Source organism: Gillisella taibaishanensis, assembly GCF_001938985.1.
Classification (GTDB): Bacteria; Pseudomonadota; Alphaproteobacteria; order Rhizobiales; family Rhizobiaceae; genus Allorhizobium; species Allorhizobium taibaishanense.
This window is the reverse complement of sequence record NZ_MKIN01000024.1, coordinates 89,988-112,744: the sequence shown is the minus strand read 5'-3', so window position 1 is coordinate 112,744 and position 22,757 is coordinate 89,988. Positions and strand designations below refer to the sequence as shown.

Below are 22,757 nucleotides of genomic sequence, written 5' to 3'. Positions count from 1 at the left end.
CGAGACGGTCGCTTTGCGCTCAGCGGTCGGTTGCGCCGATGGCGTTGAGAGCGTTTCGCACCCGCTCAGGGATAGCAACGCCGGCATCAGGGCAAGCAGCCCCAGCAGCAGCACTCGGTTTCGCATTCGTCGTTTTCCTTTCATCGTCCAGCGCTGCTTCCAGTCCGGCAACCTGCCCCACATGGGCGGCCATGGTGGTGACCAAGGCCGCGTCAGCGGCATCGATCTGCTTCTGTTGCTCTGCGATCTTGGCGAGCTGCTCAGCATTTGCCTTCTTTTGCGCTTCTGCCCATTGTTGGCGGATCTCGACACGGCCGGCCTCTTTCAATGATGAAGCCCAACGATGCACGGCAAAGCCGACGATGAGTACGGCGGCAATCAGGGCAATACCCCGCCAATCGATCTTTTCGCGGAGTGTCTTAAGCGCCGTCCAGGCGGCCAGGGCGAGGCCGATCATTGGCAGTCCCCCTCGGCGGCCTGGCCGCGACACAAACCGCGATCAATGGGCGGCTGCGGCCTGACCATACCGACCGGCCCATCGCGCCAGGTGTTGATCAGGATCTTGGCGAGGCCGAGCAAGCCGACGATCTTCAGGGACACCGCCTCGCTGAAGAATGGCGTCCAGTCAAACAGAGCCAGCGCCGGAATCGCGGCAATCAACGTGTTGATGATATTGTGCAGAAGATTTGTGTTCATGCTGCCCCCAGCAGTACCGCCTGGAAGGCCTTGGCATAGTCGGCAACATCGGCCGCCCGTTCTTTGCCATTGATGATGAGGCGCGCTCCGAGCCAATCGGCTTTCGCCCCAACGAAGAAATGCGCCAGCTTGGCCCCCGTAAACAGCCCCTCGCTCATGCCGGTGAACATGACCTTCAGCGCGATATCATCACGCATTGCCAGAGTGGGATTGGCAACCAGGTCGACACCGATGGCATTCCCGAGCTTGCTGTAATTGCTCTTGTGCGTAAGCTGCACATAGCCACGTCCCAGCCAGCTTTTGCCGTCCGCGCCAATCCGCCAATATGGCGTCTTCACCCAGCGCAACGAGCCTTTTGCAAAAGACCGGTCGAGGATGGCAATCGCCTGTTCATCAGTCGCCGCCCGCGTTTCCCGCACAGGCTGCATGGTCTGCGCCGTCTCGTGAAATGCCGTTGCCAGCATATAGGCCAGCCAGCGCAGATCCGTCATGTTACCGGCCTGCCAGGCATCGAGCATGGAACTCATGCCATTGACCTGATTTTGCGTCAACGCGCCGCCGAACAACGACGAGCGCACCGCCGCGAAGAATTTCGCGCGATCCATAATGATTGATCCTGTTTTGGTAGAATTGTCTAATCTAGATGAGAACAAACGCGGAACGCACACAGTCAATACGCGTGGCTGCGCACTCCGTGCGTTCACCAAATGTCAGCACTTAGTTACCGCTAGGAGCGAGAAGCTTGACGAATGTCAGTTTAAATCGGCCGACTTATCTTTCATATCTGGCCCGCCCCATGGGTACGGGTGCGACAGTTTTTGATACCTGCTGTCGGACGGACTGCTGCCCCCCAGCCTCCCGTCGTTCGATGTTGATTTGCCCCTCACGGACCACCCGGCTAAGTTTCAACGATCTCTTTCATAGGGCACGGCTTAAAACCCAGAGGCCCAAAGCCAGAGGCTATCTAACTGCTCACCTGAAATGCCGAGCAACGTTGCAATGTCGTCAACAGCCGGGTTGGAACGTTCAAAGCTCACGCTCTCTGTGACCTCAATGCGCAGATCCGCAGCGGCCTGTTTGTCGTCCATGGCATCGACCAGCGCCAACACATCGGTCTTACTGACATCGATGCGGGATGCAGCCAGCCAGAACTGACGTGGCGTCAGCGTAGGCATCACAGGTTTGACGGCTGGCGGCTGGTATTCGATTACAATCCCGTGGATCAGCTTTCGCGAGGAGGGAAAGCTTAACATCTCGCTTCGCTGCGCTTGTGAGATTTCCACCGCCTCGACCGGTATCAGGCAATCGGGATTATCCCGATGGCTGACAACCTCACCAGCATCGTCATAGATCGGGAGTATCCGGCTGCCATGTATAGCCTCGTCATAGAACGCTTTCGCAAAGCCATCGCTGTCAACTATCGCGTAGATCGCCATATCAATCCCCTATCGCTATCCAATGAACCAAAGTGCCGAGGTGGCCGGTTAGCGCGCCACCCGCCGATAGAACCCGTGAGCGGATATCAAACCCGTTCTTGGTGAGCTGCGAGACAGTGATCGAAAGAGCGTTCGCTGCCGGCATGATGTTGTCGGCTACCGGTGCCACCGCCCAACATGCCGATGTGAAGGCAACCGGGAGCGGCTGGTAATAGTCGCTGTAGTTGCTGTTTGTGGATGATCCCCACTGGATCAACGGACCGCCGGGTATCCGTTGATAGCCAGTCGCCGCCATCTGTCGCCCCGATCCAAAATCCGACCAGATCCGGCCGATGTCGACATAATCGACTTGCCCCCGCAGCGAGGTGTTATCCCAGCCCAAGAAGATTTTGTTGACACCTTGCCCTGTTCCACCACCCTGCTGGACTGGGGTAAATCCGAGATTGGCCTGAGCTCCTAGCTTGGCTCGCCTGGCAGCAGGATCGGCCTCAACGTAAGCATTCGTCCAAAGGGCGCCCATGGGCGTGGCATCGACCTGTGCCAACAATCCAGAGCCATCGTTGGCCCAACCGAGCCTGACCAGGTTGGGGCCTTGGCCAGTTCCTCCGCTCTGTTGAACAGCGCCTAACGTTGCGCGCGCGGTCGCTGCATCTGCATCATCGAGCAGCGACCGCGCGAAGGACGTTAGGGTCGTTAGCCCCATTTGCCCCGACCCGGTGAAATAGCTGAGCCGGTTCGCAACACCCTGTAAGCCGCCAAGCGCTTCGAGATTGCCAGAGTTGCCCAGAAGGTCGATCAGCTGCCGGGCCTGGGCCGAGATCCGCGAGCCATCGCCCTGGTAGCGCAGCCGATAGCCCATGCCATTCAGCGTTCCGCCCCGCCAAGGCTGGGCCAGCGTCAGCGCTGTGTCGCTGGTGACCGATCCGACGATCCCGAAGTATCCATCCGCAAACAGCAGATCCCCTTCGGCAAAGCCGGCCGTGGACCAAGCCGTGCCGGAGCCAGTGACGGCGGTTGCCCCTGCGGCAATTGAGATTGTGCCTGCCGTGTAATCACTGCGTAACGTCATCGGGTGCCTCATGCTCATTTGTGGCAGTCAAAGCCTTCAGCTCGGCTTGCAGTTGGTCGCGCTCGGCGGTGATCTCGGCCAGTGTTTGGGCGAGCGCCAGATTACGTTGCTTCAGAAACTCAGCCTGGGCAGACAGCTCGCGATAGGCGACATCAGGATGGATGTTCATGGTCATGAAGAGCCTTTTGGTCGGAATGGAAGACATGGAAAGACGGGCCGGGCTCATGGCAATGCTACCCCGAACACGTAGTAACGAAGACCAATAATCGGAGAGACGTCGTTGACGGTCTCGGTGCGCACCCCGCCGCCGCTTTGATTGTAATAGGCGACGTAAAGCGGATTGCCCCGGAAGGTGTAGAAGGTGGCACCGGTATCGCTGTACTGGACATAGCTACTGTCGCCGGTGAAGACCGGTGAACTCCAGCTATCGTTATAGGTCCGGTATTGGCCAAGCCGAGGCGGGCGCACAAACTTGGTGGTGTTGATGGCAAGCGAGCCACCTTCGACCGTGCCAGAGCCATGGACCGTGCACCATTTGATGAAGGTGAACATGCCACTGGCATTGTAGTTGATTGTGTTGACCTGGCCGCCAGTGGTGATCGGAAGATAGCCTTCCTTGACGATCTGAAGAGCAGGCCAGCGGCTATCGATGACGATATCGCCAAAGCCAGGCGATGCCCCTGCCCCGGGTCTCAGGAATTGCACGACTTGCTGGCCGTTCTGATCGAACTGACGCAGCACGTTGTTTGCGCCGCTGGTCGTGCTGGCCGGTGCCTCGGCAAAGACCATGAGCCGCGCCCGGCAAGCTCCGTTTGGATTGGCAAATTCGACAGTGTTGCCATTTGCCCGGAAGGTCGCGCCAAACGGTCCCCTGTTCGGATGGCAGGGAAAATAGATCGGCTGGCCAGATGCATAGAAATGGCATTCGATGATCGTGTCGACCGGCAACGGCATGCCACAGTCGAAATAGCTCGTTCCGTTCGGCACCAGGATATCGGCGGCAGCAATCACCTTGGCCGGGATCTGGGAGGAACTGAAGGCCAGCTGACTACCGCTTGCCGTGTTCACATCAAAGCCGGGCTTGCTGACGCGCAGATCCGTCGAACCAATGATGATCTGCGGCTGGCCTGAGACTGTCGCCTGTGGGCTGCCATTCTGGATCGCCGTCTCATCGCCCGGCAGTTGCCAGACGATCAGTTTGTCGGTGCCCGATAGCCAGATTGAGCTTTCCGTGGGCTTGATGGTCGCTCCAAAATACCCGGAAAAGCTATAGGTGGCGTTGGCCGCCACCCAGCCCATCAGGTATGTCCCGCCATCGCCAAGCTTCCAGACCTGTGTGCGGTCATTGCTCCCGAAATACATCTCCAGGATCTGCATATGAGTATAGAAGCCATTGGCATTAACGCGCTTGCGGTCAAACAGCGGCAGGTCATAGAGCAGGCCGGGAAAATAGGACTTCTTATAGATGTCCTGGTAGCCGCCATCGCCATTGCCCGAACTCCACCAGGTCCAGGAGGACGCCGAGGGATAGTAGCCGCGTGGCGTGGTGCCGCTTGCCCCGGTGCGGATGCCATTGACCTTACAGTCTGCGGCCCATTTAGACGAATAGTAGAACTTCGATATCTCGGCATCCGAGGTGGTCGCCGGGTCGAAACTGCCCTTGGTAATCTTGATGCAGGCTGTGCCGGTGTAATCGAGACCGATCAAAGTTTTGGTCATGACGATATCACAATCGTGCCAGAATTTAGAGAAATGGCCATTTTACCGTTCGAGCTGCGGATCTCGCCGGCCGTGACGATCCCGATATTGGCGACATTCATGCGCACAGCATTGCCATCGACCACGAACGGGTTGTTGAGATTGCCGCCGGCCACCACCACGAACTGGCCGGCCTCGACCACAAAGCGGCTGGGCAGGCTGGCGTCGTTTGGGACATCGAGATACCAGGCCGCACTGCGCCAGTTGCCATTGCCGCCCTGCCTTGCCTCGGCACCAATGCGAGCATAGCCAGTCGGGCCGCCCATCGCCGTCATGCGAAAGTTTGCCGAGGCGACATCGCCCGAGGCACTGGCTGCCGAGAGCGAGGTCAGGGCGTTGGCGACCGCCGCGACGTTGCCGTTGGTGGTGTTGACGCTGGCCTGGAGCGTAGAAACCGCGCTGGACGTGTTCTGCAGCCCAGTCTTGGTGTCGGTCAGGGACGCGGTCAGCGTGTCGACACGGTTTGAGATCGCCACATCAGTTGCCGCAAGCGCATTAATCCGAGAGGTAAAGCCCGCTGTAACGCTGTTAAAGCTGGCTGTCAGTGTCTCCACCCGGCTTGCCGTCGCCGCATTGGCCGAGGCGACCACATCAACGGCAAGGCTCCAGTCCGCCGTTACGCCATCGGCAACCACCCTGATCTGCTGGCGCAATTGCTGGCGGGCGTATGCGTTGCCGAGATCGAGACCAGCAATGCGCGCGTCCAGCTCTTCCAGTGTCGATTGCACATTGCGTAGGCCGGAGCCGATCCAGTCCTGATAGTTGGCGAGATCGTCACCCAACCCAGAAAGACCGATCGTACCATCGTAAGGATCGAAATCCACACCAGCCAGAAACCGCACATCGGGCGTCAGCACATCGATCCAGTCGCCCCATTCCGTGGCGCGGTTGGAATAGGGCACGAACCGGCCCTGCGCCTGGTAGAGCGTTGCCGGCAGGAAGGTGCCGTTCAACACCCATTCGAACGGCGCGGCATAGGCCGTGGCGCTGCTATCGAACACGACCATCTTGCTCGCCTTCAGGCGAACCCGCACCCAGACGTTTGCAACGTCATCCTGACCGGGATCGCAGCTCACCTTGATCGACGGCCGCCGTGCCTTGCCATTGGCGTCGTAGATCGTCGCCGGCAGCGCCTGCCAACCGTACATCGGTTGCGTTGCCGCCAGACCAGACGACACACTGCCGGTCACCGGAGACCGATAATCTGTGCCGGTATTCCAGCTGTAGTCAGCCGGATCGACTTCCGTCAGATCCAGCACGGCATCGAGGTTCGGCTGGTCGAGAACGCCGTCGACCCGAAACCGCTTTTCCTGATAGCCGTTGCGGTTGCTGGACCATGCGATGATATCGCCCGGCTCCAACTGCCAGAACATCGGCGGCATCGAGAAGGTGTGACGGCGAGCGCGGCGGGCTTCCTTCAGCGCCGCCTGCATCAGGCGCTGCACCTGTTCGGCATAGGGCACAAAATCCAGGCTGACATCCGACAGCAGACGCCGGTTGCCGTCTTCCACCTCATAATCGCTGTTATAGATCGGCGGCGCTTCCGCCATGTTCCAGGCGTCGTCCTGCGAAGGATAAGAGGCGGAGATGCCGTTGACCGTGTCAGACAGGCCGAAGAACGGGGTAAAGCTCTGCTCTTCCGTCGATAGAATATCGGCATCGATGAAGGTCATGACAGGTTCGTCAGACACGCCGATGAAGGGCTTGTAGGTGCCGCCGATTTCTGCCAGCCGACCATTGCAGGCTGTCAGCATGGCTTGCGCCGCGTCCTGGATGGCGGCACTCACCTGCACCTCGGCACCCGAACGATAGATCGGCTCCAGGCCATCCTTGCCCTGGATCAGGGTGCGACATTTGCCGATCTGGGCAATCCAGTGACCAGACGGCAAGCGTCGATCAGTGACGGTCTGCAAGCCATAAAGCCATTGGCCATTCCAGCGGATACCGCGCATCAGGTTATAGAGCTGCACGACAGGCAACCGGTCGCCATCGCCGCCCCAGGTCGAGGCGTCGCTCCAGCGCTGATTGCCATTGCCACCGACAGAACTATCCTTCGACGGATCGTAAAGCCGCATGCCGTCAAGCACGAACTTGAAGGACGGAAAGCCGGAAAACAGTTCCTGGTTCACACGCGAGGTGGCAATGACATAGGCAACGCCATGCCCGACGCGGGTATTCTCGTACGGACGTGCCGCCGACGAGACGCGGTTGACCAGGAAGCTATCCGCTTGCGTCTGCTTACCGTCATAGAACTTTAGCCACAGGTAATCGGTCGTACCTTTGCGATAATCGAGAACCGGCCAGCCGTATTCGGCATGCGGATGATCGAAATCGATCTCACAGGCCACACCATTGACGACCGCGACCAGCAGCGATTTGATCGGCGCATCGGCCACGGCAATGACCTGGGTGACATAGGCGTTCGGTGTCTTGCCCGCATTGCCCCAGGTATTAGCATAGACAAGGGAGCCGGCCGTTGCCGTCATCCCAAAGATGATCGAGCGCGGCACGGTGCCACCGGACTGCAATTGTCCATTGACGGCAAAGCTTGCGGTCGAGGCCTTGTTTTTACCAGCGACGGCGGACGCCAGATAGTTCAAGCCGACACCAACGGCGGCCTTCAACAGCGTCGAGCCAATGACACCGAGACCGCCGATAAAGGACGAGACCGCGCCAATAGCCGACGCCACGCCGCTGACAATGGCGGCGATGCCCGAAAAGATAGCCATGAAGGAGGACCCCTTAGAGAGGTTTGATAAAATGCGTCTCGGCCGGCGCATAGCCGCGCCTGATGTAAAGCCTGGACACATCATTGGTGGCGAGCGTCGCCATACCGATGGCGACACAGCCAATGGATTTTGCCCAAGCCTCATAGGCATCGAGCATGACAAGGGCAGATCGCCCGCGCGCCGATGGTGCGATAAACCACACCGTTTCCTTGGCCATCAGGCCAGCGCCGAACGGATGATTGAAGGCTGAGGCGAGCAGCAGTCCGCAGACAATGCCGTCGCGCTCCAGCAGCAGCGCGCAAGCGGCCGGGCTTTCCAAATGGAGCCGGTAGAGCGCATCGGCCCGGGCAGCCTCGAACCGGAAGCTATAGCCCGCCGCCGCATGGCTTTGCCGCAAGAGATCGATCACAGCAAAGCGGTCGGCTGAGGTGCCGGGCCTAACCATTCTTGGCCAGCGCGTTTTTGAGGAAATCCGCCATGCTGGTTGCCTTCGTCGTGGCGATCTTGCCGTTAGTCTGCCCCCAGAACAGCTCCCAATCACCGACGACCGCTGCATCCTGGTAGAAATTGTCGTCGGAGTCGCGAAGCTTCTGGCTGGCATCGGAGCGCGTGTCAGGATTCGAGCGAGTGATTTCCTGCATATGCGAGGCACAGGAAAGCGTAACCGCGCCGGCATCATTCTCGGCGGGCGTCTTGATCTCTATCGTGTCGACAAAGCCCAGGAACCGCAGTTCGGCTGGCGAGACCAGCTTGCGGGTCTGCGGCGAAAACAGGCCGCGATAGATTTCCACGCGGGCCTGCTTGCAATCATAGAGCCGCACGGCCTCGGCCACCATCTCGTCAATCTGGGACATTGTGATGGTGACGCTTTGCGCCTCCAGCGTCGATACCAGCGGGATTTCCGTGATGCTGATCAGGGTGCCGGAGCCGTAGAACTGCCTGGTGTCGGCATTGCCCGTGTCAGGATGCACGACCTCGGCCGAGACATTGCCGACATCGGACCAGAAGCCGACAGCAGCCGGGTTGCGGGTTGAGCGGTCGCGCGCGATGATCCAGAGAAAATCGCGCGCCACCAATTGCCGCGCCGCAAGCGCGTTGGTGATCGCAGAGGGAAGCAAGCGCATCAGCGCACCTCGATAGCCTGAAATGAAAGGAAGCCGCGCCCGCTGGACACATCGGCTTCGGAGGAAATCGACCCCGGCACAATCATCATTGTGCAGGATGGCCGGATCAGCGTGACAGCCGATCCGGCAGCAGTGCCCGGCCACAGATGCGGCCGAAGCTCGAACGGCCCGGCAATGCCGGCCGCATTGGCAATGACAGGCTCGACCACGCGGTAAAGCCCGCTGCCTGATATCTGGATCATATCGCCGAGCGAGACTACATAGCCGGCACCAAGACCTGACAGTGTCACGCTCTTATTGTCGGCGCCGATGGCAGAAAGTGACGCGCCGCTCTCAGGAACCGGTTTTCCGGCCGGATAGGCTATCGGCCGGGTACGCGACAGGCTATAGCCCCGGAAATACTGCAACCCGCCTTCCAGCGCCTCGATCCGGGCACGCCAGGCGTCGAGTTCGTTCGGTTTGAGCTGCTTAGTCTGATAGGCCGCCGACCACAGCGGCGACCCGAGATCCTTGATGTAGGTGACGCCACCTGCGGTGCGCGATTGCTCTTGGCGAAACAGCGGCTCGAACTTGGTCGACCAGCCCGGAAAATCCGCGAGCAGGTCAAGGGGATAGGTGATGGTCATATTTTTACCCCCCTCGCCCTGGCATCGCGCACCGCTGTGATAATCTGGGCTGGCAATGTCTTCTGCAGCTTTGCCATGGCCTGCTCTTGCCGCGCCACCGCCTCGACAGAGGCGCCTCGATTGTCGATCACCGGATTGATGCTGACCTGGACTGCACTGGCTTTGCTGGCCGCAACTCTGGACAGATCAGGCATGCGCGGCACGTTTGGTCCGACATAGCCGCCGCTGGCATAGCCCTTCAAACGCTTGCGCATGGCATCAAGCGCAGCCGGGCCACCGGCCTTGCGAACGGCATCCTGGTCGAAGACATATTCGCCCTTATGGACCACGCCAGCAGGCTCATACTTGCCCCCTGCCCCGGTATAGCCGCCGGACGCAAACCCAATGCTTTTAAAGACATTGGTCAGCCAGCCGCCGCTGCTAGTCGCGGACGATCCGCCGAACAGGCCATCAAAGGCACTGTTCAACGCCAGCTCGCCAAGCTTTTTGAGAACACCGGACAGCGCATCGCTAAAGCTTTCGGCTCCCGTGATGACATCGGAGAAGGCCGATTTGGCGGTATCGTAAAACTCTTGCGCAGCCTGCTGCGACCGCTGCTGGGCGTCCTCGACCTTGCGCAGGATATCGGCCTGCTCGGCATAGGCTTCAGACGTCCCTTTTATCTTGGCGATCTGGTCGGGCGTGAGCTCGACCGTGCGCCAGTTCTCATCATTGTTGCGTCGCGCCTCTTCTCGAACATCCTGGAGGGCTTGCTGTTCGAGGTCGAGCGCCATGCGACGCGCCTCCTGCTCACGGTAGGATTTCCCGACGACTGACTGTTCTTCGACCAGTGCCGCCGTGCGATCCCGGATCGACTGGATATCCATATCCAGCCGGTCGTCTGCCGTCGCCCTCGGCACCTTGGTCTTTTTGCCGGAATCGGAGCGCTTACTATCCGCCGCGACATTGGCCTTTGCCAGGGCGCGGATCTGATCTTCGGGCAGATAGGCGCCGTTCTTTTGCAGATCCGCCTTGATCCTGGCGATCTCTTTCTCGACAGCGAGCTGATCCTTCGACAGCGTGTTTTGCCGCTGGGCTTCATCGGCATAGGCCTTGCCAAGCCGCAGCATCTCTTCGCCCTGCTGGCGAGACTGCGCATATTGACCATAGCCGGCCACGACCTTGGGATCTGTTGTCGAAACATCGCCAAGCTGCTTTTGTAGCAATGCGGTTGCCGCCACCGCTTCCTTCAGCTTATCGAGCAGCGGCGCCAGCTGATCGGCCAGCTTCTGGAATTTGGGGTTGGAATTGGCCAAGGCGTAGAGTGCATCGCTGGCGCTGGCCGCGCTGACCTTGCCCTCCTTTAGACCGTCACGTAGATCCGATAGCGACTTGAGTTGATCGTCGGTAATCAGCCGGCGCGGGGCATTGTCGATGATCTGGGTGAAGAGATCGACGACGGCGGCCTTGGCCGCATCGATCTGGGCTTTGCCCTCTTCGACGCCACCCGACAGCGCGTTGCGTGTGCGTTCGCTGATCGAATTAGCAGCCCCTTCCACGCTGGTCGCGGTTGCCTTGGCGCTTTCCTGCACCGTGGCGAGCGCCTGGGCATAGGTCTTGGCCGCTTGACTGGCTTCAGCTGATGACGACGAGAACAACGCCAGAGCGCCAACGACAGTGCCGCCGATGATCAGGCCAAGCGGACCCGCCGCCGCACCGATGCCACTGATGGCCGTAGCAATGCCGGCCATGGAGGATGCCGCCCGCAATGCTGCAATCAGACGCGTGACCGCCGTTGTCGCCAAGCCAAGATTGGCAATCATGAGGGCGATGGACCGGCCGACGAGAGCCGCCGCGATGACAGAAGCGAGCTTCAGCACGACATCTGCAGTCTGCTCGAAGTTATCGGCCAAGGCGTTCAATCCAACCACCAGGCGCTGTGATGCGCCGAGACCTTCGTCGGTTTGACCGATGAATTTGGTGAAGGCGTTGCTGACCTTCGTGACGCCCTGCTCTATAGTCTGGGTCGCATTGGCGGCCATGCCTTGGATGGTCGGCAGCCCCTTCAGGAACGACTGGAAAAAGTCCCGGTTGGACACCTTGCCGTCATTCACCAACTGCTTCAGCTTGCTGACAGAGCCACCGGCCGCATCCAGTCCATTGGCAACCGCAATCAGGATCGGCCGCGCCCCTTCGTTGACCGAGTTAAACTCTTCTGCCTGGACGCGGGTGGAGCCCAGCAACTGGCCGAGCTGGGTCAGCGCGCCCTGCGCTTCCGTGGCAGACTTGCCTTCGATCTTCAGCGCCGTGCCGACGCCATCGGTGAATTTGAGAAGATCCGCCTGCGAAGCCCCCAGCGCATCGCCGGATTGTGCCGCCTTGCCGAACAAATCGGCCATGGCACCGATCGGTGCGGCATTGCGCTGGGCAGAGTTATAGATCTGGTCGAGAACTGCGACCTGGCTGACGCCGACCACACCGGCCAAGGCTAGGCTGTTCTTCGCACTCGTCCAGGCATCGGCATAGTGAATAACGGAATCCACCGTCAGCGCCGCCGAGATTCCGGCCAGCGGGGCGATCAGTCCGCGCGCCATCGACGTGCCGAGTGCTGAGAACCGGCCATCCATCTGCTTCAGACGGTTCTCGATGGCGCGAGCCTGTGAACTGGTCACACTCGCAGCCTTCTGCATCTCGCGCTGATAGCCTTTAATGTCGGCCGAAAGCTGCACAACGAGCTTTTCGAGATCGGTTGCCATAAGTGCCTCAATGTGTTGAGAGATCAGCGGTTGATGAATTCCCAGAGATCATCACGCTCTCTCTCCGACAGCGCGTTTTCCTCCTCCGGCACATTGGCCTTCATCCAGCCGTCTACCGCCGCGAAGAACTGGAACATGGACATGGCGCGGACGGCTTGTGGGCTAAACCCCATGGCCGCGCCATTGCCGTAGATGGCGGCAAATCTCAACTTTCCGTTGGGAAGGTCGTCGAGGGCATCGCCCCCTCCTGATTTGCCGCGTCTTCCTCCCCCGGCTTTTCATCCGGGGCACCGATGATACCGGCCGTGAGGATGGCTTGCGCGAACAGCAGGTTTTCGGCGGGCGGGCGGGCCTCGACCCATATGCGTACCAGGCCGAGCGCCTCGACCGGCGTCTTGCCGCCGCCGATCAGGCCGAAGCGGATCACATGGGCTATATCGCCCACGCGCCAGGTGCTGGTCTGGAGACGGTCGAGGATCACGTAAGGCCCGGCATCGCAGGCCTCTTGCAATCCTTCCAGCTCACCCCAACCGAGGCGGAAGGTGTAATCACCATCCGCCCAAGGCATCATCAGCTCGGCATTCCTCATTTCGGGGTGACCACGCGGACCATCTTGCCGTCGCTTTGCATCGAGATGCTGGCGGTGGCGCGCTTGCCATTGTCGCCGGCACTTTCAAACTTCTCGACATGCATGTGGCCGGTCCAGGTGATGGTTTTGGCGGGAAACTCCCATTCAACCTTGACCGGGATGCTGTCGATGTTTTCCCAGGCATCAAGCCAGGTTTCGACACTCTCCTGCGCCAACACGCCCTCGCCTGAGATCGACATGGACAGCGACGACGCATCGCGGCCGACCCAATCGACGGCATCAGGATCATCGCAGTCGGGAATCTGGCTTTCTTCCAGCCCCTTGTCGAGCGAGACCGAGCGCTGCGTAAAGCCGCAGGGCGAGGAATAAACGATAGGGGTGGCGGTATTACCGAGGAGAACACGGATTTTCCCGCCACGGATGGTGGTTGCTTGCGCCATGATGGCCTCCAGATGTTGAGAGAATGTCAGTGGTTTTCGATGCCGGCGCGGAAAGTCAGCGCAATATGCGTGGTCAATCCGTCCGGGTCGCGCAGATCGCGCCGGCTATCCAGTTCGAGAAAGGTGAGCGCGTTGTCAGTAAGGGACAGCGTGTCGCCGGACAGTGCCTTAACGACTGCCTTGGCGATCCGCCGCCCCTCGGCAAATCCCGGATCTTCCGACCAGACGCTGAGTTGAATGACCAGGTCGGAAAGGTCCAGCCCATCGGCATCTTCAGGCAGTTCCTGGGTGGGGCCGAAAGAAACGTAAGGCAGGGTGACCCCTTGCGGCACCCGGTCATAGACGCGGCCGGCAATCAATGCCGTCACATCAGGATCGGATTTCAGGGCGGTGACGATGGCCACCTGCAATTCGTGGGCAGCGTCTTCGCTCATGAGGCCGCCACCTTTCTGGCAGCCGTGCGAACCGCCTTTCGCACCGCCCGCCTGGCCGACTTTCTGCTGGCGCGCCAGGACACGTAGAAGAACGGCCGCGCATTGGTGCCGGGGTTTTCCGATCCGGCAAACTTGCCGCCGTTCTTATGGGGTGCCGTGCCATATTCCACCCAGCGGGCATAATAAGCCTCGGTGCTGCCGGCATAGATCGTGATCGAAAGATCATTGCCCATCTGGGATTTCACGGCCGCAACGATCCCAGCCCCTTTCGGCACCTTGCCCCAGGTCCAGCCGATGCTATCGCGAAGCGTACCGTCTTCGACCGCGACCAGGCTCTTCATCATGGCAACGACGCCATCGGCCGCCGCTTCCATCCCGGCCTTGATTTCTGCCTTGGCCATGTCTGGCAAGCGCTTCAGCTTCCTGTCCAGTTTGACGAGATTGAGGATCTTGCTCATCCGGCCACCCCGCCGCTCTGGCAGAGGAAGTCGATCCAGCGTCGGTCGCTGTCGGTCCATTCGCCGGCAGTCACGTCTCGGATATTAAAGAGGCGCTCTGTATCGAGGTCACGAATGCGCCAGTCAGTTTCGACATCCCGCGCCTCAATGCAATCGCGCACAAAGATCACCTGCGAATGCTCGCCTTGCAGCCGATCCGCCATGACAGTCTCACCACCGCGAAGATGGACAAAGCCGGCACGGCACCTGTAGCGTTCGATCCAGGAGGCAACGGTGACGCCATCGCCCCGGTCGACCTCTTCGCGCTGCTCAAAGACAATCCGGCGCTTCAGGTCACCCGTCGATCTCTTCCGCGCCATCGGCTTCTCCCTCGATTCGGCGTGGCGGCTTGGGCAGCGCCACCGCCTTGCCGGCCGCCACGGCCCAGTCGCCGCAGCGTTTTGGCACGGTCATTTCCATGCCGGCCTGGTAAGCGATCGTCGTCGCGCGGGTGGATTTGAAGTCAAAGGCTTCCAAGAACCGCACCCGCATCACGCACCTCGCCGCCAATTGACCAGCAACCGGTCGAAGTCGGTCACCGCATCCGCCGCGCCGTTTTCCGGGCGTCCGTAAATCTCAGCCACGCGCATAATGATGCCGAGGCGAAGATCGAATGGCAGCTCGACAAAGCCGACCTCATAGGTGACGGTCACAGGCGCGCCGCGATGCGCCAGCGGCCAGAATCGGACCGGAACCAGACCGAACGTCAGCCCATCGGATTTGAGCCGATACAGCGAGGGATCGAGAACAATTTCCCCACCATCTTGCGATGTATAGGTGATTACCGGCTTACTTCCCGGTTTCACCGGCCCATCCGGCAAGCGCTCCAGATCGGCCCAGCCATCGCATTGCGCGACAAGGGTTTTCGGAAAGACCGACAGATTACAGGTCTGCTCGACAACAGCGACGACTTCCTCAAGCATCATGTGCAGGATCGCGTCATCATGAGCCGTGTCGATGCCGCAGCGCTCTTTGACGGTCTGGACGGAAACCGGCAGATCGGCCGCTTTCGCTGTGACTGTCGCGCCATACCAGCTCATGCGCGGCCGTCCGGCACGGGCCTGGTTGCCGCTGCCAGCGCTGCGACAATCTTGGCATGGCGGTTGCGCAACATCATGTGTTCGGCGCGCAGCTTGGCAAGCTCGTCGCCCTCAGGGTCGATCACAAGCTCGGCAAGCCCGGCTTCGATTAGCCGACGCGCGTCCGGGATCTCGTAACGGTCGGTTACGTCGCCCTTGTTCAAAACAAAGTCGGTTCCGGCAACGCCGGTCAGCATTTTGATTTTCATGGGATCCTCTCCATCTGGAAACAGGCCGGCGCTCAGTGCGCCGGCCGTTGCCGTGGCCGCTCAGGCAGCGGTCTTCATCGCTTTGATGGCGTTGGAATCGCCGAGCTCACCGTCGAAGCGGATCAGGCCGGCAATGCCGACCTTCGGCCAGAAGCGCTCGCGCAGCACGCCGATCACGGGCGAGCCGACCTTGCGGACATAGTATTTGGAGAAGTCACCAAACAGCGCGATACGCTTGTCAGCCTCGATATCATCCATATGCTGGTTGATTGAATAGGCCCGGCCGTTGAAGCTGGCGGGTGCGCCCTTCTGCACATCGCCCTGCTGCCAGAGATAATTGCCGTTGCCGTCCTTCAGCTTGCGCGTTGCCTTCAGGAAATTGTCGTGGAACATGTAACGGCATTTTGGTGAGCCACGATAGGCAGGGTCGACCGAATGCTCCAGGTCCAGGATATCGTCGAACGTGAAGGCATTCTTGGCCGCCGTGGTGTGACCGAGACCGGCGGCATTGACCACGCCATTCGGCTGGTTCTGGCCTGTCCCCAAGGTCAGCTTGCGATTGCCGATCCGCCCAAGCCGTTCGCCGATCATGCCGCCAAGCAGGCTTTCCATGTTGAACAGCGAATCCGCGTCCAATTCAAACGACCATTTGATAAAGGGCGTGGCGTAGACATAGGCGTTGAGCACCTTCTGCCCGAACTCGACATCGCCGCTGCCGTCTTCTAGGAGATCGGCGGCTTCGGCCAGCGGATCGGCCTCATTGTCGGTATCGTCAACGGTCGGCACCAGCATCTCATTGCCCTTGGAGGTCGAGATGACCGTGCAGATGGCTTCGTCGTAGAGCGGCCCCCAGGCCTTCATCGCCTGGATGATGGTGGCCTCCAGTTCGACCGGCACGGTATAGCCACCGGCAACGGCGCTTGAGGTCACCTGGTCGCGGGTCTCGAAACTGGCAAGGCCGCGCTGAAGGACCGAGCGCTCTTCGGATGATAGATCGGCAGGGCTGACGCCGCAGACCACTTTGGCAAAAACGCTGCGATATTCGACCTTGCCGGCTTCCGGCAGATCTTCCCCGCGTGTTTCCGGCGTATCACGCAGCGGGCGTTGTTTGGCGCGGCGCTCTTCATCCCGCTTTTCCAGCTCGAGCAGCTTTTCTTCGCGCTCCAGAATGCCCTGCAGCCGGTCATATTCGGCCATCGCTTTGTCATGGGCGCTTTCCAGTTCCTTGGACCGGACCTCGTCTGTGTCAGGCGTGATCGCCTCCAGCCGTTCGCGGGCCTCGCTTACGAGACGCGCCTGCTTTTCACGCAATTCTTTGAGTTTCTGCGACATAATCATGCTCCTGATGGTGGGGAAAGTTGGGACGCGGGCCTTATGAGCGCCGCGTCAGGTCGAGGCCGATCTTCATGCGCAGGCGTGTGATCAGCCCATGAGAACGGGTTTCGGTTCCACGAGCGCTTGCGAGCGACCGTAGGGCGATGGAGGTGCCGGCATAGGCCGGGATGGAAACAATGGAGACCTCGAACAGGTTGAGGTCGGTAAGAGTCCGGCGCGGCATGGCGCGGGAAAAATCCCATTCCTCGCCAATAGCCTCGAACCCGAAAGACATGCCCGACACGTCGCCACGGGCAATCAAGGTGCGGACATCGCGCCCGACCGTCGTGTCGGGCAGGTCGATTTCGACGGCGAGGCCCTTGGCATCTTCCGATATCCGCAGCGTGCCGGCCCGGTTGCGTCCCAGCACATGTGCCGTGTCATGGTCATAAAAGGCCCTGATATCGTCGGATCGCAGCGAGCGGGCAAAGGCGCCCGGCGCAATGCACTCTTCGAACACACCGGCGATGGTGGTGACATCGCCAAAATTGGCGGCGTAGCCGGCCACTGTCATGCGCTCGCCATCGGCCCGGCTCTCAACCGGCAGCACCAACGAGCGGCGCTCACGCTCACCCGGTTTCGGTTTCGGGGTCTGTGTCGCTGTCATCACTCACCTGTTTTTGATTGTCGTCGGGGGGTGCGTCATCCAGCGGCGGGCCGCCGTTGTGGCCGATGGCGCTGCTGGTGCCGATGGCAACGGTCGCGCCCTGGATATACAGCCGGTCGGCGGCCGGGTTCGGATCGCGCGGCCGGCCCTCGATCTCCCGGCCCTCGTTCGGGGTGAGCAGCGCCGAGTTGACGCCGGTCGCCAAGGCCTCAAGCCGGCTCTTGAAGTCGCCGCGCATCAGGCCGTCGAGGTTATGACGGACATAACGGCGGGTGTTCATGCGCCCAAAAATCTTGAGGTTCATTTCCCCTTCGAGCGCCGTCGCCCATTGGCTGACGAGATGCTTGACCAGATAGAGGTCGTTCTGCTCGACATTGGAGAAGGTCGCTCGGCTCAAGTCCTGGAGGAAGTTCGGCGGGATCTGATAGGCACGGGCAATCTCTTGCACCTGGTAGAGCCGCGCCTCGGTCATCTGCCCCTTGGCCGGATCGTAGCCGACTTGGGTCAGCTTATAGCCAGGAGGTAGATGAATGACCGGCAGATTGTCCTTTTGTGCTTGCCGGACGGCCCGATGAATGTCTTCTCGCGCCCGCTGCATCGCCTTGCCGCCGGCCGGCATTGGTCCCTCCAGTGCCAAGGGCGGCACGCCGCCACCGGCAAAGAAGTTCGAGGCATAGTCGTTCATGGCCAGCGCCAGCTGGATCGCCTTTTCCGCCATGGCAATCGGCCCGCGATGCTGGACCAGATTGCGCTTCAGCATATAGGGAATGTCGATGACATCGGTGGCTGGATACTCCCGGCCCTCGAAGCTGTAAAACAGCCGGCCGCCGCGACGGCGGATCGAACAACTGCCGGGATCAATCGGCCAGAGCGCCTCGACACCGGCCCCCTTGCGCTCGATCCAGGCAAGGCCCCGTCCGCCGGTAAACACCTGTTCCCAGAAGAAGCGCCGGAACTTGGACGTATCCATTTCCTCGTTCGGGTTTTCTTCGAGCACCACGGCAAGCTTGCCGCCAAGCCGTTCCGGCCCCTGATCCGTCGTCTTGTAGACATGCAGCGGCAAGGTCGCCAACGTCCGCGACAGGAAGGACACCGCCGCCTGGACCGCCGGCACCTTCAGCGCCGTTTCGATACTGACGGTCAGCAACGCGCCGCCGCCGAGCCCGAAGAACTCCATAAAATTGTCAGCGCTCACAGGCACGGTTTCGCTTTCGAGCGACGTTGAACGCCGCTCGGCCTTGCCCTTCTTGGAAGCCATCGGGCCACCCCTTTATCAGTTCATGGAAAAATCCGGGTCATCCCAGGGGGATGCCTCTGGCGCGCGGACACGACACATGGCCATGCCCATCGACATGGCGAGAGACACCATGCCGTCGATGCGGCCAAAGGCATGTTCCTTGTCGAACATCCGGTGACCGGTGCGGTTTTCTGCAAAGACGGTGCTGGCAGCGCAGCTGTCCAGCATCGGGTTTGGGTCGATCTCGATACGCGCCTCATAAAGCGCGTGTTCGAGCTTGTTGATGCTATGCGGCATCCAGAGGTAAATTTCCTGCTCGCCATCGGGCGCATCAGGATCGCGCTCCAGCACACGGCGCTGGAAGCCTTGCGGGTGGATGGTCAACGGCAGGGAAACACCCTGATCGTCCAGATGCTCGGACAATTGCTCCAGGCCATACTGGTCGGCCCCGATCTCAATCGGCTCGAACCGTGCGCAGATCTCGGCCAGTGCCGAGGCCAGCCAGGGATATTTGAGCCGCTGGCCGGGCACTGCTTCAATAAAGCCCTGGTCGCGCCAGAGATCATAGGGCGCCTGGTCAGTGCTGGCCCGATCATCCAGCGTATCGGCCGGCGTCCAGAACCAGGTCTTTGACGCGAACCGCTCGGCATCCTTTGTGCCGTCGAGAACCCAGATCAGAGTCAGCGCGGTAAAGTCGCGGGTGCGTGACAGATCGAGACCGCCATAGCAGGGAAAGCCCTGTTCGATCAGCCAGTCGAGATCCAGAACCTTCTGGCAGGCCATCCAGGCTTCACGCTTGATCGCCGCATTGACCGATTGCGTCCATTCGCAAAAATGCAGGCGAGCGATGCCGTTGCGCTTTCCCGGCATCATCCGCGCCTGATCGACCACGCCTTTCAGATATTCCGTGGTGATCGTGACATCGAGGAGCGGGTTTGCCTTCACCCAGCAGGACGGATCATTCTCCCAATCGTCGCCCTCATCCAGCGAACAGACAAAGGCGAAGGTCGTATCGTCCTGGATGATACCGGCCGCGACGTTGACGGCATGCTGATGCTCTTCCCAACAGATCGATTTGCGGTCGGAACCAGAGTTCGTCGCCATGACCAGGAGCGGCTGCTTGCGGAATTTAAAGCCGCGTTCCAGCATTTCGATGACATCGCGGTTGGGATGTTCATGCACCTCGTCACAAAGCGCGCAGGATGGACGCGGACCCGATTGCGCCTTATCGGCCGAGATCGGCTTGAAGAACCGCTTGTCACCGCCCTTGCTGATATAGGTAAGCTGCCAGACCGGGTTTTCTCCAGAGGTCGAGATCCGCCGCATCAATTCCGGCGACTGGTCGCGCATGGCAACCGCATCACGAAACAGCACTTGCGCCTGGTCTTTCTTGGCGGCTGCCGCATAGATCTCGGCGCGGGGTTCGCCATCGGCCACCATCATGCAGATGCCGATGCCGGCCAGAAGCGGTGATTTGCCGTTGCCCTTGCCTTCCTCGTCATAGAAGCGACGGAACCGCCGCAAGCCGGTATCGGCCCATTTCCAGCCGAACAGCGAGCCGACCCGGAAGGCCTGGCTGGGATGCAGCCGAAACCGCCGCCCCTCGAACTGACCACCGTTCAGCCGCAGCTTCTCGCCAAACCACTTAATGCGCTTGTTCGAGGTGTCCAGATCCCAAACCAGGCCGCGCGTCGGGCCTTCGACCAGATCGCGCAGATGACGGCGGCAGGCATTGCGAACATGGGGACCGGCAACAATGTTGCCACGCGCCACATCCGCCGCCCATGCGGTCACCGGATCGTCGTCATAGCTGACATCCGGGATCTCGACATCAATCGAATCCATCATCGGTCGGGAACTCAAATCCAAGCTGGCCGGTTGCCTGCAGGCCGCGTTCGGCCGAGGGCGTCATGCCAAAATCACTCGCCAGCGCCCGAACCTGCCGCCATGTTTCGTTCAACTGGCTGACTTCCGGGCGGCTCTTCTGCTGCTTTCCGTTGCGGGTCTCGCTCTCGTAGGTCTCCCCGCCTTCCCGCACATCGAGCCGCAACCGCTCATGCCGGGCTATCGTCCAGCACAGCTGCTCGAACATGAAGACGTTGGCCTCGTTCAGCCGGTTCTTGCGGGGATCACACAGCGGCGGCGCGATCCGGTCCCAGATGGCGCGCACCTCAAACGGCAGATCGTCCGGCCTAAGCTCCCGCGCCTTGGCCGCCGCCCGCGCTTCGAAGTTCGCGCCTGGGCTATCTTCGGGTTTGAGTGGGACCACATTTTCGGAAGTGGGCTTGCGGCCTTTCATGAAACGGTCCTGATTGATTTGGAGGTCACTTCCAGCCGCCCAACAACCTGATGAGCTGCTTTATTTCCGCCTGCCCTTAAACACTAATTGACGTAGTCGTCCCTGACTTATACAGCGTTAAGGCATTGAACTTTGAAATAAAACTTTAAATATAAGTCGCTGTTACACTTCACAACCAACGCAATGGGATTGCAAAAATGTCGATCAGTTCCGAGCGTTTCGTTGAGGCGGCATTAGCTGCTTCTGACGACTGCATAAAAGTGATCGGTTTGGACGGTTCACTGCAGTATATGAGCGAAGGCGGAAAGCGCGTCATGGAGGTTGATGATTTTGAAGTGATCAAAGGTTGTCCATGGCCTGACTTTTGGCAGGATCAAGGTAACATTGATGCTCGTGCGGCTGTCGATGCAGCACTGCAGGGAAGGACGGTTCGCTTTACCGGTTTTGCCAACACCCTGAAGGGGTCACGCCGTTTCTGGGATGTGAAAGTTTCGCCAATACTTGCCGAAGACGGTTCCGTTGAAAGCATCTTATCGGTATCGAGAGACATCACGACCGTCAAGAATTTCGAAGACGAGCAAATCTTGTTGCGGGGTGAGCTCTCGCACCGCATGAAAAATCTTCTTGCCTTGGTGCAATCGATCGCGCGCCAAACACTTAGAGATGATGCCGAGATGGCAGTCGCAAAGCCTGCCTTCCTAGCAAGACTTGCCGCCCTCGGTCGCGCACACGATATTCTGATACAACCAAACCAGACCGCCACAACGCTAGAAGCAGTGGCGAAGACGGTCGTCGAAGACCAACTTATGGGCCGTATCTTTATTGATGGCCCGCTTATAACTCTTTCACCAAAGAGCGGATTGGCGATTGCCCTTGCGTTTCATGAGTTAACGACGAACGCAATCAAATATGGTGCTCTCTCCAACCAACATGGAACGGTTTCTATTACGTGGGAAGTGGCGAATAGCGACGAGGAAAGACTTAGCCTTCAATGGGTTGAACGCGGCGGGCCAATCGTAAAGCAACCCGAAAAAAAAGGCTTCGGCTCACGGATGATTGAACGGGCATTGGAAGCGTATGTGAGAGGTGAGGTTAGAGTGGACTATCTGCCCACGGGTGTGACTTTCAGCCTGAATGCCCCTCTTAGATTCCTGGCTGAGGGTTAATCGGCCGCTGTTTCGTAATGTGCTACTGCCCTCCTGTGGCTTTTTCCCTCCAATTTCCACTCGCTGCACACGAATGACTGACGCCGGTGCGGGGGCCGGATCGCTTTAAAGGCTGACCCACCCCCCTGGCCTGCCCCGACCGATGGTCGAGGGGGTCACGTCCGATTCGCCGGGTGCCTGGGGTCGGTGGGCCAGCCATCCGCGCCCATCGCCGTCGAGAAGCCGCGATGCTCTTCCCGTTGCTTGGTCGCGTCGTGGTGCTGCTTGCACAGGGTCTGGAAAGGACCGTTCCAGAACCTCTCGGCGTTGCCGCGATGACGTTCGATGTGATCGCAGATGAAACCTTTCTTCAGCTTCCCTTGCTGCCGGCACATTCGGCAATACGGTTCCCGCTTCAGCTGCAGCGACCGGATCGCTCGCCATCGCGCAGTGAAGTACCAAGAGCGCCAGCCCTTGGCCTCGTCTGATCTCTGATCTGTCGCCATATCCTAGAACGCAAAAAGGCGACCCATCGGCCGCCTCATCATCTGTCGTCTGGTCATAGCTTACGCACTGGCCCTGAATCGCATCGCCTATTGGCTTGGATCAGAGCGAGGCCGGGGGAGAACATCAATCCCTTGGGAGCATCATACGCCCCGGTCATCTCGTCGGGA

General features: G+C 60.0%; 28 protein-coding genes. 1 reads left to right on the top strand and 27 read right to left on the bottom strand.

Annotated elements, in window-relative coordinates; all coding sequences use genetic code 11:
- Positions 1–19: 19 nt before the first annotated feature.
- From BJF91_RS19525 to BJF91_RS19400, 26 genes are all read right to left on the bottom strand, one after another.
- On the bottom strand, positions 20–457 hold the full coding sequence (locus BJF91_RS19525; protein ID WP_075616215.1) for a secretion protein HylD: 438 nt from the start codon (positions 455–457) through the stop codon (positions 20–22).
- Positions 454–696, bottom strand: a complete 243-nt coding sequence (locus tag BJF91_RS19520) for a hypothetical protein (RefSeq protein WP_075616214.1) — start codon at positions 694–696, stop codon at positions 454–456. The genes BJF91_RS19525 and BJF91_RS19520 overlap by 4 nt, the downstream gene beginning before the upstream one ends.
- Positions 693–1,301, bottom strand: coding sequence for a glycoside hydrolase family 19 protein (locus BJF91_RS19515; protein ID WP_075616213.1), 609 nt, complete (start codon positions 1,299–1,301; stop codon positions 693–695). Before BJF91_RS19515 ends, BJF91_RS19520 begins: the two co-directional genes overlap by 4 nt.
- 327 nt (positions 1,302–1,628) lie before the next feature.
- Positions 1,629–2,132, bottom strand: a complete 504-nt coding sequence (locus tag BJF91_RS19510; protein WP_075616212.1) for a hypothetical protein — start codon at positions 2,130–2,132, stop codon at positions 1,629–1,631.
- Position 2,133: 1 nt separating this feature from the next.
- Complete coding sequence (locus BJF91_RS19505) at positions 2,134–3,201, bottom strand: gp53-like domain-containing protein (protein WP_075616211.1); 1,068 nt, start codon at positions 3,199–3,201, stop codon at positions 2,134–2,136.
- Positions 3,185–3,376 carry a hypothetical protein gene (locus BJF91_RS19500; RefSeq protein WP_139310780.1) on the bottom strand — a complete coding sequence of 64 codons (192 nt, stop codon included), beginning with the start codon at positions 3,374–3,376 and terminating at the stop codon, positions 3,185–3,187. The genes BJF91_RS19505 and BJF91_RS19500 overlap by 17 nt, the downstream gene beginning before the upstream one ends.
- Positions 3,377–3,423: 47 nt before the next feature.
- Positions 3,424–4,920, bottom strand: coding sequence for a hypothetical protein (locus BJF91_RS19495; RefSeq protein WP_075616209.1), 1,497 nt, complete (start codon positions 4,918–4,920; stop codon positions 3,424–3,426).
- Complete coding sequence (locus tag BJF91_RS19490) at positions 4,917–7,688, bottom strand: phage tail protein (protein ID WP_075616208.1); 2,772 nt, start codon at positions 7,686–7,688, stop codon at positions 4,917–4,919. The genes BJF91_RS19495 and BJF91_RS19490 overlap by 4 nt, the downstream gene beginning before the upstream one ends.
- Positions 7,689–7,701: 13 nt before the next feature.
- A complete protein-coding gene (locus tag BJF91_RS19485) occupies positions 7,702–8,133 on the bottom strand; it encodes a GNAT family N-acetyltransferase (protein WP_075616207.1) in 432 nt (143 codons plus the stop codon).
- Positions 8,126–8,812 (bottom strand): hypothetical protein, encoded by a 687-nt coding sequence (locus BJF91_RS19480; RefSeq protein WP_075616206.1) that lies wholly within the window; start codon positions 8,810–8,812, stop codon positions 8,126–8,128. The genes BJF91_RS19485 and BJF91_RS19480 overlap by 8 nt, the downstream gene beginning before the upstream one ends.
- On the bottom strand, positions 8,812–9,438 hold the full coding sequence (locus BJF91_RS19475; protein ID WP_075616205.1) for a hypothetical protein: 627 nt from the start codon (positions 9,436–9,438) through the stop codon (positions 8,812–8,814). Before BJF91_RS19475 ends, BJF91_RS19480 begins: the two co-directional genes overlap by 1 nt.
- The gene (locus BJF91_RS19470; RefSeq protein ID WP_075616204.1) at positions 9,435–12,173 is read right to left on the bottom strand and encodes a tape measure protein; all 2,739 of its coding nucleotides are present in this window, start codon (positions 12,171–12,173) and stop codon (positions 9,435–9,437) included. Before BJF91_RS19470 ends, BJF91_RS19475 begins: the two co-directional genes overlap by 4 nt.
- Before the next feature lie 23 nt (positions 12,174–12,196).
- Complete coding sequence (locus tag BJF91_RS19465; RefSeq protein WP_075616203.1) at positions 12,197–12,382, bottom strand: hypothetical protein; 186 nt, start codon at positions 12,380–12,382, stop codon at positions 12,197–12,199.
- Positions 12,379–12,744, bottom strand: coding sequence for a gene transfer agent family protein (locus BJF91_RS19460; protein ID WP_234801675.1), 366 nt, complete (start codon positions 12,742–12,744; stop codon positions 12,379–12,381). Before BJF91_RS19460 ends, BJF91_RS19465 begins: the two co-directional genes overlap by 4 nt.
- A gap of 14 nt (positions 12,745–12,758) precedes the next feature.
- The gene (locus tag BJF91_RS19455; RefSeq protein WP_075616201.1) at positions 12,759–13,202 is read right to left on the bottom strand and encodes a phage tail tube protein; all 444 of its coding nucleotides are present in this window, start codon (positions 13,200–13,202) and stop codon (positions 12,759–12,761) included.
- Positions 13,203–13,228: 26 nt separating this feature from the next.
- Positions 13,229–13,636 carry a DUF3168 domain-containing protein gene (locus BJF91_RS19450; RefSeq protein WP_075616200.1) on the bottom strand — a complete coding sequence of 136 codons (408 nt, stop codon included), beginning with the start codon at positions 13,634–13,636 and terminating at the stop codon, positions 13,229–13,231.
- Positions 13,633–14,094, bottom strand: a complete 462-nt coding sequence (locus tag BJF91_RS19445) for an HK97 gp10 family phage protein (RefSeq protein WP_075616199.1) — start codon at positions 14,092–14,094, stop codon at positions 13,633–13,635. Before BJF91_RS19445 ends, BJF91_RS19450 begins: the two co-directional genes overlap by 4 nt.
- Complete coding sequence (locus BJF91_RS19440) at positions 14,091–14,453, bottom strand: head-tail adaptor protein (protein ID WP_075616198.1); 363 nt, start codon at positions 14,451–14,453, stop codon at positions 14,091–14,093. Before BJF91_RS19440 ends, BJF91_RS19445 begins: the two co-directional genes overlap by 4 nt.
- A complete protein-coding gene (locus BJF91_RS19435) occupies positions 14,428–14,610 on the bottom strand; it encodes a hypothetical protein (protein WP_139310779.1) in 183 nt (60 codons plus the stop codon). Before BJF91_RS19435 ends, BJF91_RS19440 begins: the two co-directional genes overlap by 26 nt.
- Before the next feature lie 14 nt (positions 14,611–14,624).
- Positions 14,625–15,173 (bottom strand): head-tail connector protein, encoded by a 549-nt coding sequence (locus tag BJF91_RS19430; protein ID WP_075616196.1) that lies wholly within the window; start codon positions 15,171–15,173, stop codon positions 14,625–14,627.
- Positions 15,170–15,421 carry a hypothetical protein gene (locus tag BJF91_RS19425; RefSeq protein WP_075616195.1) on the bottom strand — a complete coding sequence of 84 codons (252 nt, stop codon included), beginning with the start codon at positions 15,419–15,421 and terminating at the stop codon, positions 15,170–15,172. Before BJF91_RS19425 ends, BJF91_RS19430 begins: the two co-directional genes overlap by 4 nt.
- A 60-nt stretch (positions 15,422–15,481) precedes the next feature.
- Positions 15,482–16,753 carry a phage major capsid protein gene (locus BJF91_RS19420; RefSeq protein WP_075616194.1) on the bottom strand — a complete coding sequence of 424 codons (1,272 nt, stop codon included), beginning with the start codon at positions 16,751–16,753 and terminating at the stop codon, positions 15,482–15,484.
- A gap of 40 nt (positions 16,754–16,793) precedes the next feature.
- Positions 16,794–17,402, bottom strand: a complete 609-nt coding sequence (locus BJF91_RS19415) for an HK97 family phage prohead protease (RefSeq protein WP_075616193.1) — start codon at positions 17,400–17,402, stop codon at positions 16,794–16,796.
- A complete protein-coding gene (locus tag BJF91_RS19410) occupies positions 17,365–18,660 on the bottom strand; it encodes a phage portal protein (RefSeq protein ID WP_075616192.1) in 1,296 nt (431 codons plus the stop codon). The genes BJF91_RS19415 and BJF91_RS19410 overlap by 38 nt, the downstream gene beginning before the upstream one ends.
- Positions 18,661–18,675: 15 nt before the next feature.
- Positions 18,676–20,487: a terminase large subunit gene (locus BJF91_RS19405; protein WP_075616191.1), complete on the bottom strand. Its 1,812-nt coding sequence runs from the start codon at positions 20,485–20,487 to the stop codon at positions 18,676–18,678.
- A complete protein-coding gene (locus BJF91_RS19400) occupies positions 20,471–20,938 on the bottom strand; it encodes a P27 family phage terminase small subunit (RefSeq protein ID WP_075616190.1) in 468 nt (155 codons plus the stop codon). The genes BJF91_RS19405 and BJF91_RS19400 overlap by 17 nt, the downstream gene beginning before the upstream one ends.
- Positions 20,939–21,135: 197 nt before the next feature.
- On the opposite strand from BJF91_RS19400, the gene BJF91_RS19395 reads away from it, so the two are divergent.
- On the top strand, positions 21,136–22,104 hold the full coding sequence (locus BJF91_RS19395; RefSeq protein ID WP_075616189.1) for an HWE histidine kinase domain-containing protein: 969 nt from the start codon (positions 21,136–21,138) through the stop codon (positions 22,102–22,104).
- A 155-nt stretch (positions 22,105–22,259) separates the two neighbouring features.
- On the opposite strand, the gene BJF91_RS24850 is transcribed toward BJF91_RS19395, so the two are convergent.
- Positions 22,260–22,589, bottom strand: a complete 330-nt coding sequence (locus BJF91_RS24850) for a hypothetical protein (protein WP_075616188.1) — start codon at positions 22,587–22,589, stop codon at positions 22,260–22,262.
- Between the last annotated feature and the right edge of the window lie 168 nt (positions 22,590–22,757).

Excerpts from the sequence above, each read along its gene's own strand:
- BJF91_RS19425 (WP_075616195.1), bottom strand. The coding sequence starts at position 15,421 with ATGAAAATCAAAATGCTGACCGGCGTTGCCGGAACCGACTTTGTTTTG.
- BJF91_RS19485 (WP_075616207.1), bottom strand. The coding sequence starts at position 8,133 with ATGGTTAGGCCCGGCACCTCAGCCGACCGCTTTGCTGTGATCGATCTC.
- BJF91_RS19505 (WP_075616211.1), bottom strand. The coding sequence starts at position 3,201 with ATGACGTTACGCAGTGATTACACGGCAGGCACAATCTCAATTGCCGCA.
- BJF91_RS19455 (WP_075616201.1), bottom strand. The coding sequence starts at position 13,202 with ATGGCGCAAGCAACCACCATCCGTGGCGGGAAAATCCGTGTTCTCCTC.
- BJF91_RS19405 (WP_075616191.1), bottom strand. The coding sequence starts at position 20,487 with ATGATGGATTCGATTGATGTCGAGATCCCGGATGTCAGCTATGACGAC.
- BJF91_RS19400 (WP_075616190.1), bottom strand. The coding sequence starts at position 20,938 with ATGAAAGGCCGCAAGCCCACTTCCGAAAATGTGGTCCCACTCAAACCC.
- BJF91_RS19420 (WP_075616194.1), bottom strand. The coding sequence starts at position 16,753 with ATGTCGCAGAAACTCAAAGAATTGCGTGAAAAGCAGGCGCGTCTCGTA.
- BJF91_RS19410 (WP_075616192.1), bottom strand. The coding sequence starts at position 18,660 with ATGGCTTCCAAGAAGGGCAAGGCCGAGCGGCGTTCAACGTCGCTCGAA.
- BJF91_RS19510 (WP_075616212.1), bottom strand. The coding sequence starts at position 2,132 with ATGGCGATCTACGCGATAGTTGACAGCGATGGCTTTGCGAAAGCGTTC.
- BJF91_RS19440 (WP_075616198.1), bottom strand. The coding sequence starts at position 14,453 with ATGGCGCGGAAGAGATCGACGGGTGACCTGAAGCGCCGGATTGTCTTT.
- BJF91_RS19480 (WP_075616206.1), bottom strand. The coding sequence starts at position 8,812 with ATGCGCTTGCTTCCCTCTGCGATCACCAACGCGCTTGCGGCGCGGCAA.
- BJF91_RS19500 (WP_139310780.1), bottom strand. The coding sequence starts at position 3,376 with ATGACCATGAACATCCATCCTGATGTCGCCTATCGCGAGCTGTCTGCC.
- BJF91_RS24850 (WP_075616188.1), bottom strand. The coding sequence starts at position 22,589 with ATGGCGACAGATCAGAGATCAGACGAGGCCAAGGGCTGGCGCTCTTGG.
- BJF91_RS19450 (WP_075616200.1), bottom strand. The coding sequence starts at position 13,636 with ATGAGCGAAGACGCTGCCCACGAATTGCAGGTGGCCATCGTCACCGCC.
- BJF91_RS19460 (WP_234801675.1), bottom strand. The coding sequence starts at position 12,744 with ATGATGCCTTGGGCGGATGGTGATTACACCTTCCGCCTCGGTTGGGGT.
- BJF91_RS19470 (WP_075616204.1), bottom strand. The coding sequence starts at position 12,173 with ATGGCAACCGATCTCGAAAAGCTCGTTGTGCAGCTTTCGGCCGACATT.
- BJF91_RS19515 (WP_075616213.1), bottom strand. The coding sequence starts at position 1,301 with ATGGATCGCGCGAAATTCTTCGCGGCGGTGCGCTCGTCGTTGTTCGGC.
- BJF91_RS19495 (WP_075616209.1), bottom strand. The coding sequence starts at position 4,920 with ATGACCAAAACTTTGATCGGTCTCGATTACACCGGCACAGCCTGCATC.
- BJF91_RS19445 (WP_075616199.1), bottom strand. The coding sequence starts at position 14,094 with ATGAGCAAGATCCTCAATCTCGTCAAACTGGACAGGAAGCTGAAGCGC.
- BJF91_RS19415 (WP_075616193.1), bottom strand. The coding sequence starts at position 17,402 with ATGACAGCGACACAGACCCCGAAACCGAAACCGGGTGAGCGTGAGCGC.
- BJF91_RS19475 (WP_075616205.1), bottom strand. The coding sequence starts at position 9,438 with ATGACCATCACCTATCCCCTTGACCTGCTCGCGGATTTTCCGGGCTGG.
- BJF91_RS19525 (WP_075616215.1), bottom strand. The coding sequence starts at position 457 with ATGATCGGCCTCGCCCTGGCCGCCTGGACGGCGCTTAAGACACTCCGC.
- BJF91_RS19520 (WP_075616214.1), bottom strand. The coding sequence starts at position 696 with ATGAACACAAATCTTCTGCACAATATCATCAACACGTTGATTGCCGCG.
- BJF91_RS19430 (WP_075616196.1), bottom strand. The coding sequence starts at position 15,173 with ATGAGCTGGTATGGCGCGACAGTCACAGCGAAAGCGGCCGATCTGCCG.
- BJF91_RS19490 (WP_075616208.1), bottom strand. The coding sequence starts at position 7,688 with ATGGCTATCTTTTCGGGCATCGCCGCCATTGTCAGCGGCGTGGCGTCG.
- BJF91_RS19395 (WP_075616189.1), top strand. The coding sequence starts at position 21,136 with ATGTCGATCAGTTCCGAGCGTTTCGTTGAGGCGGCATTAGCTGCTTCT.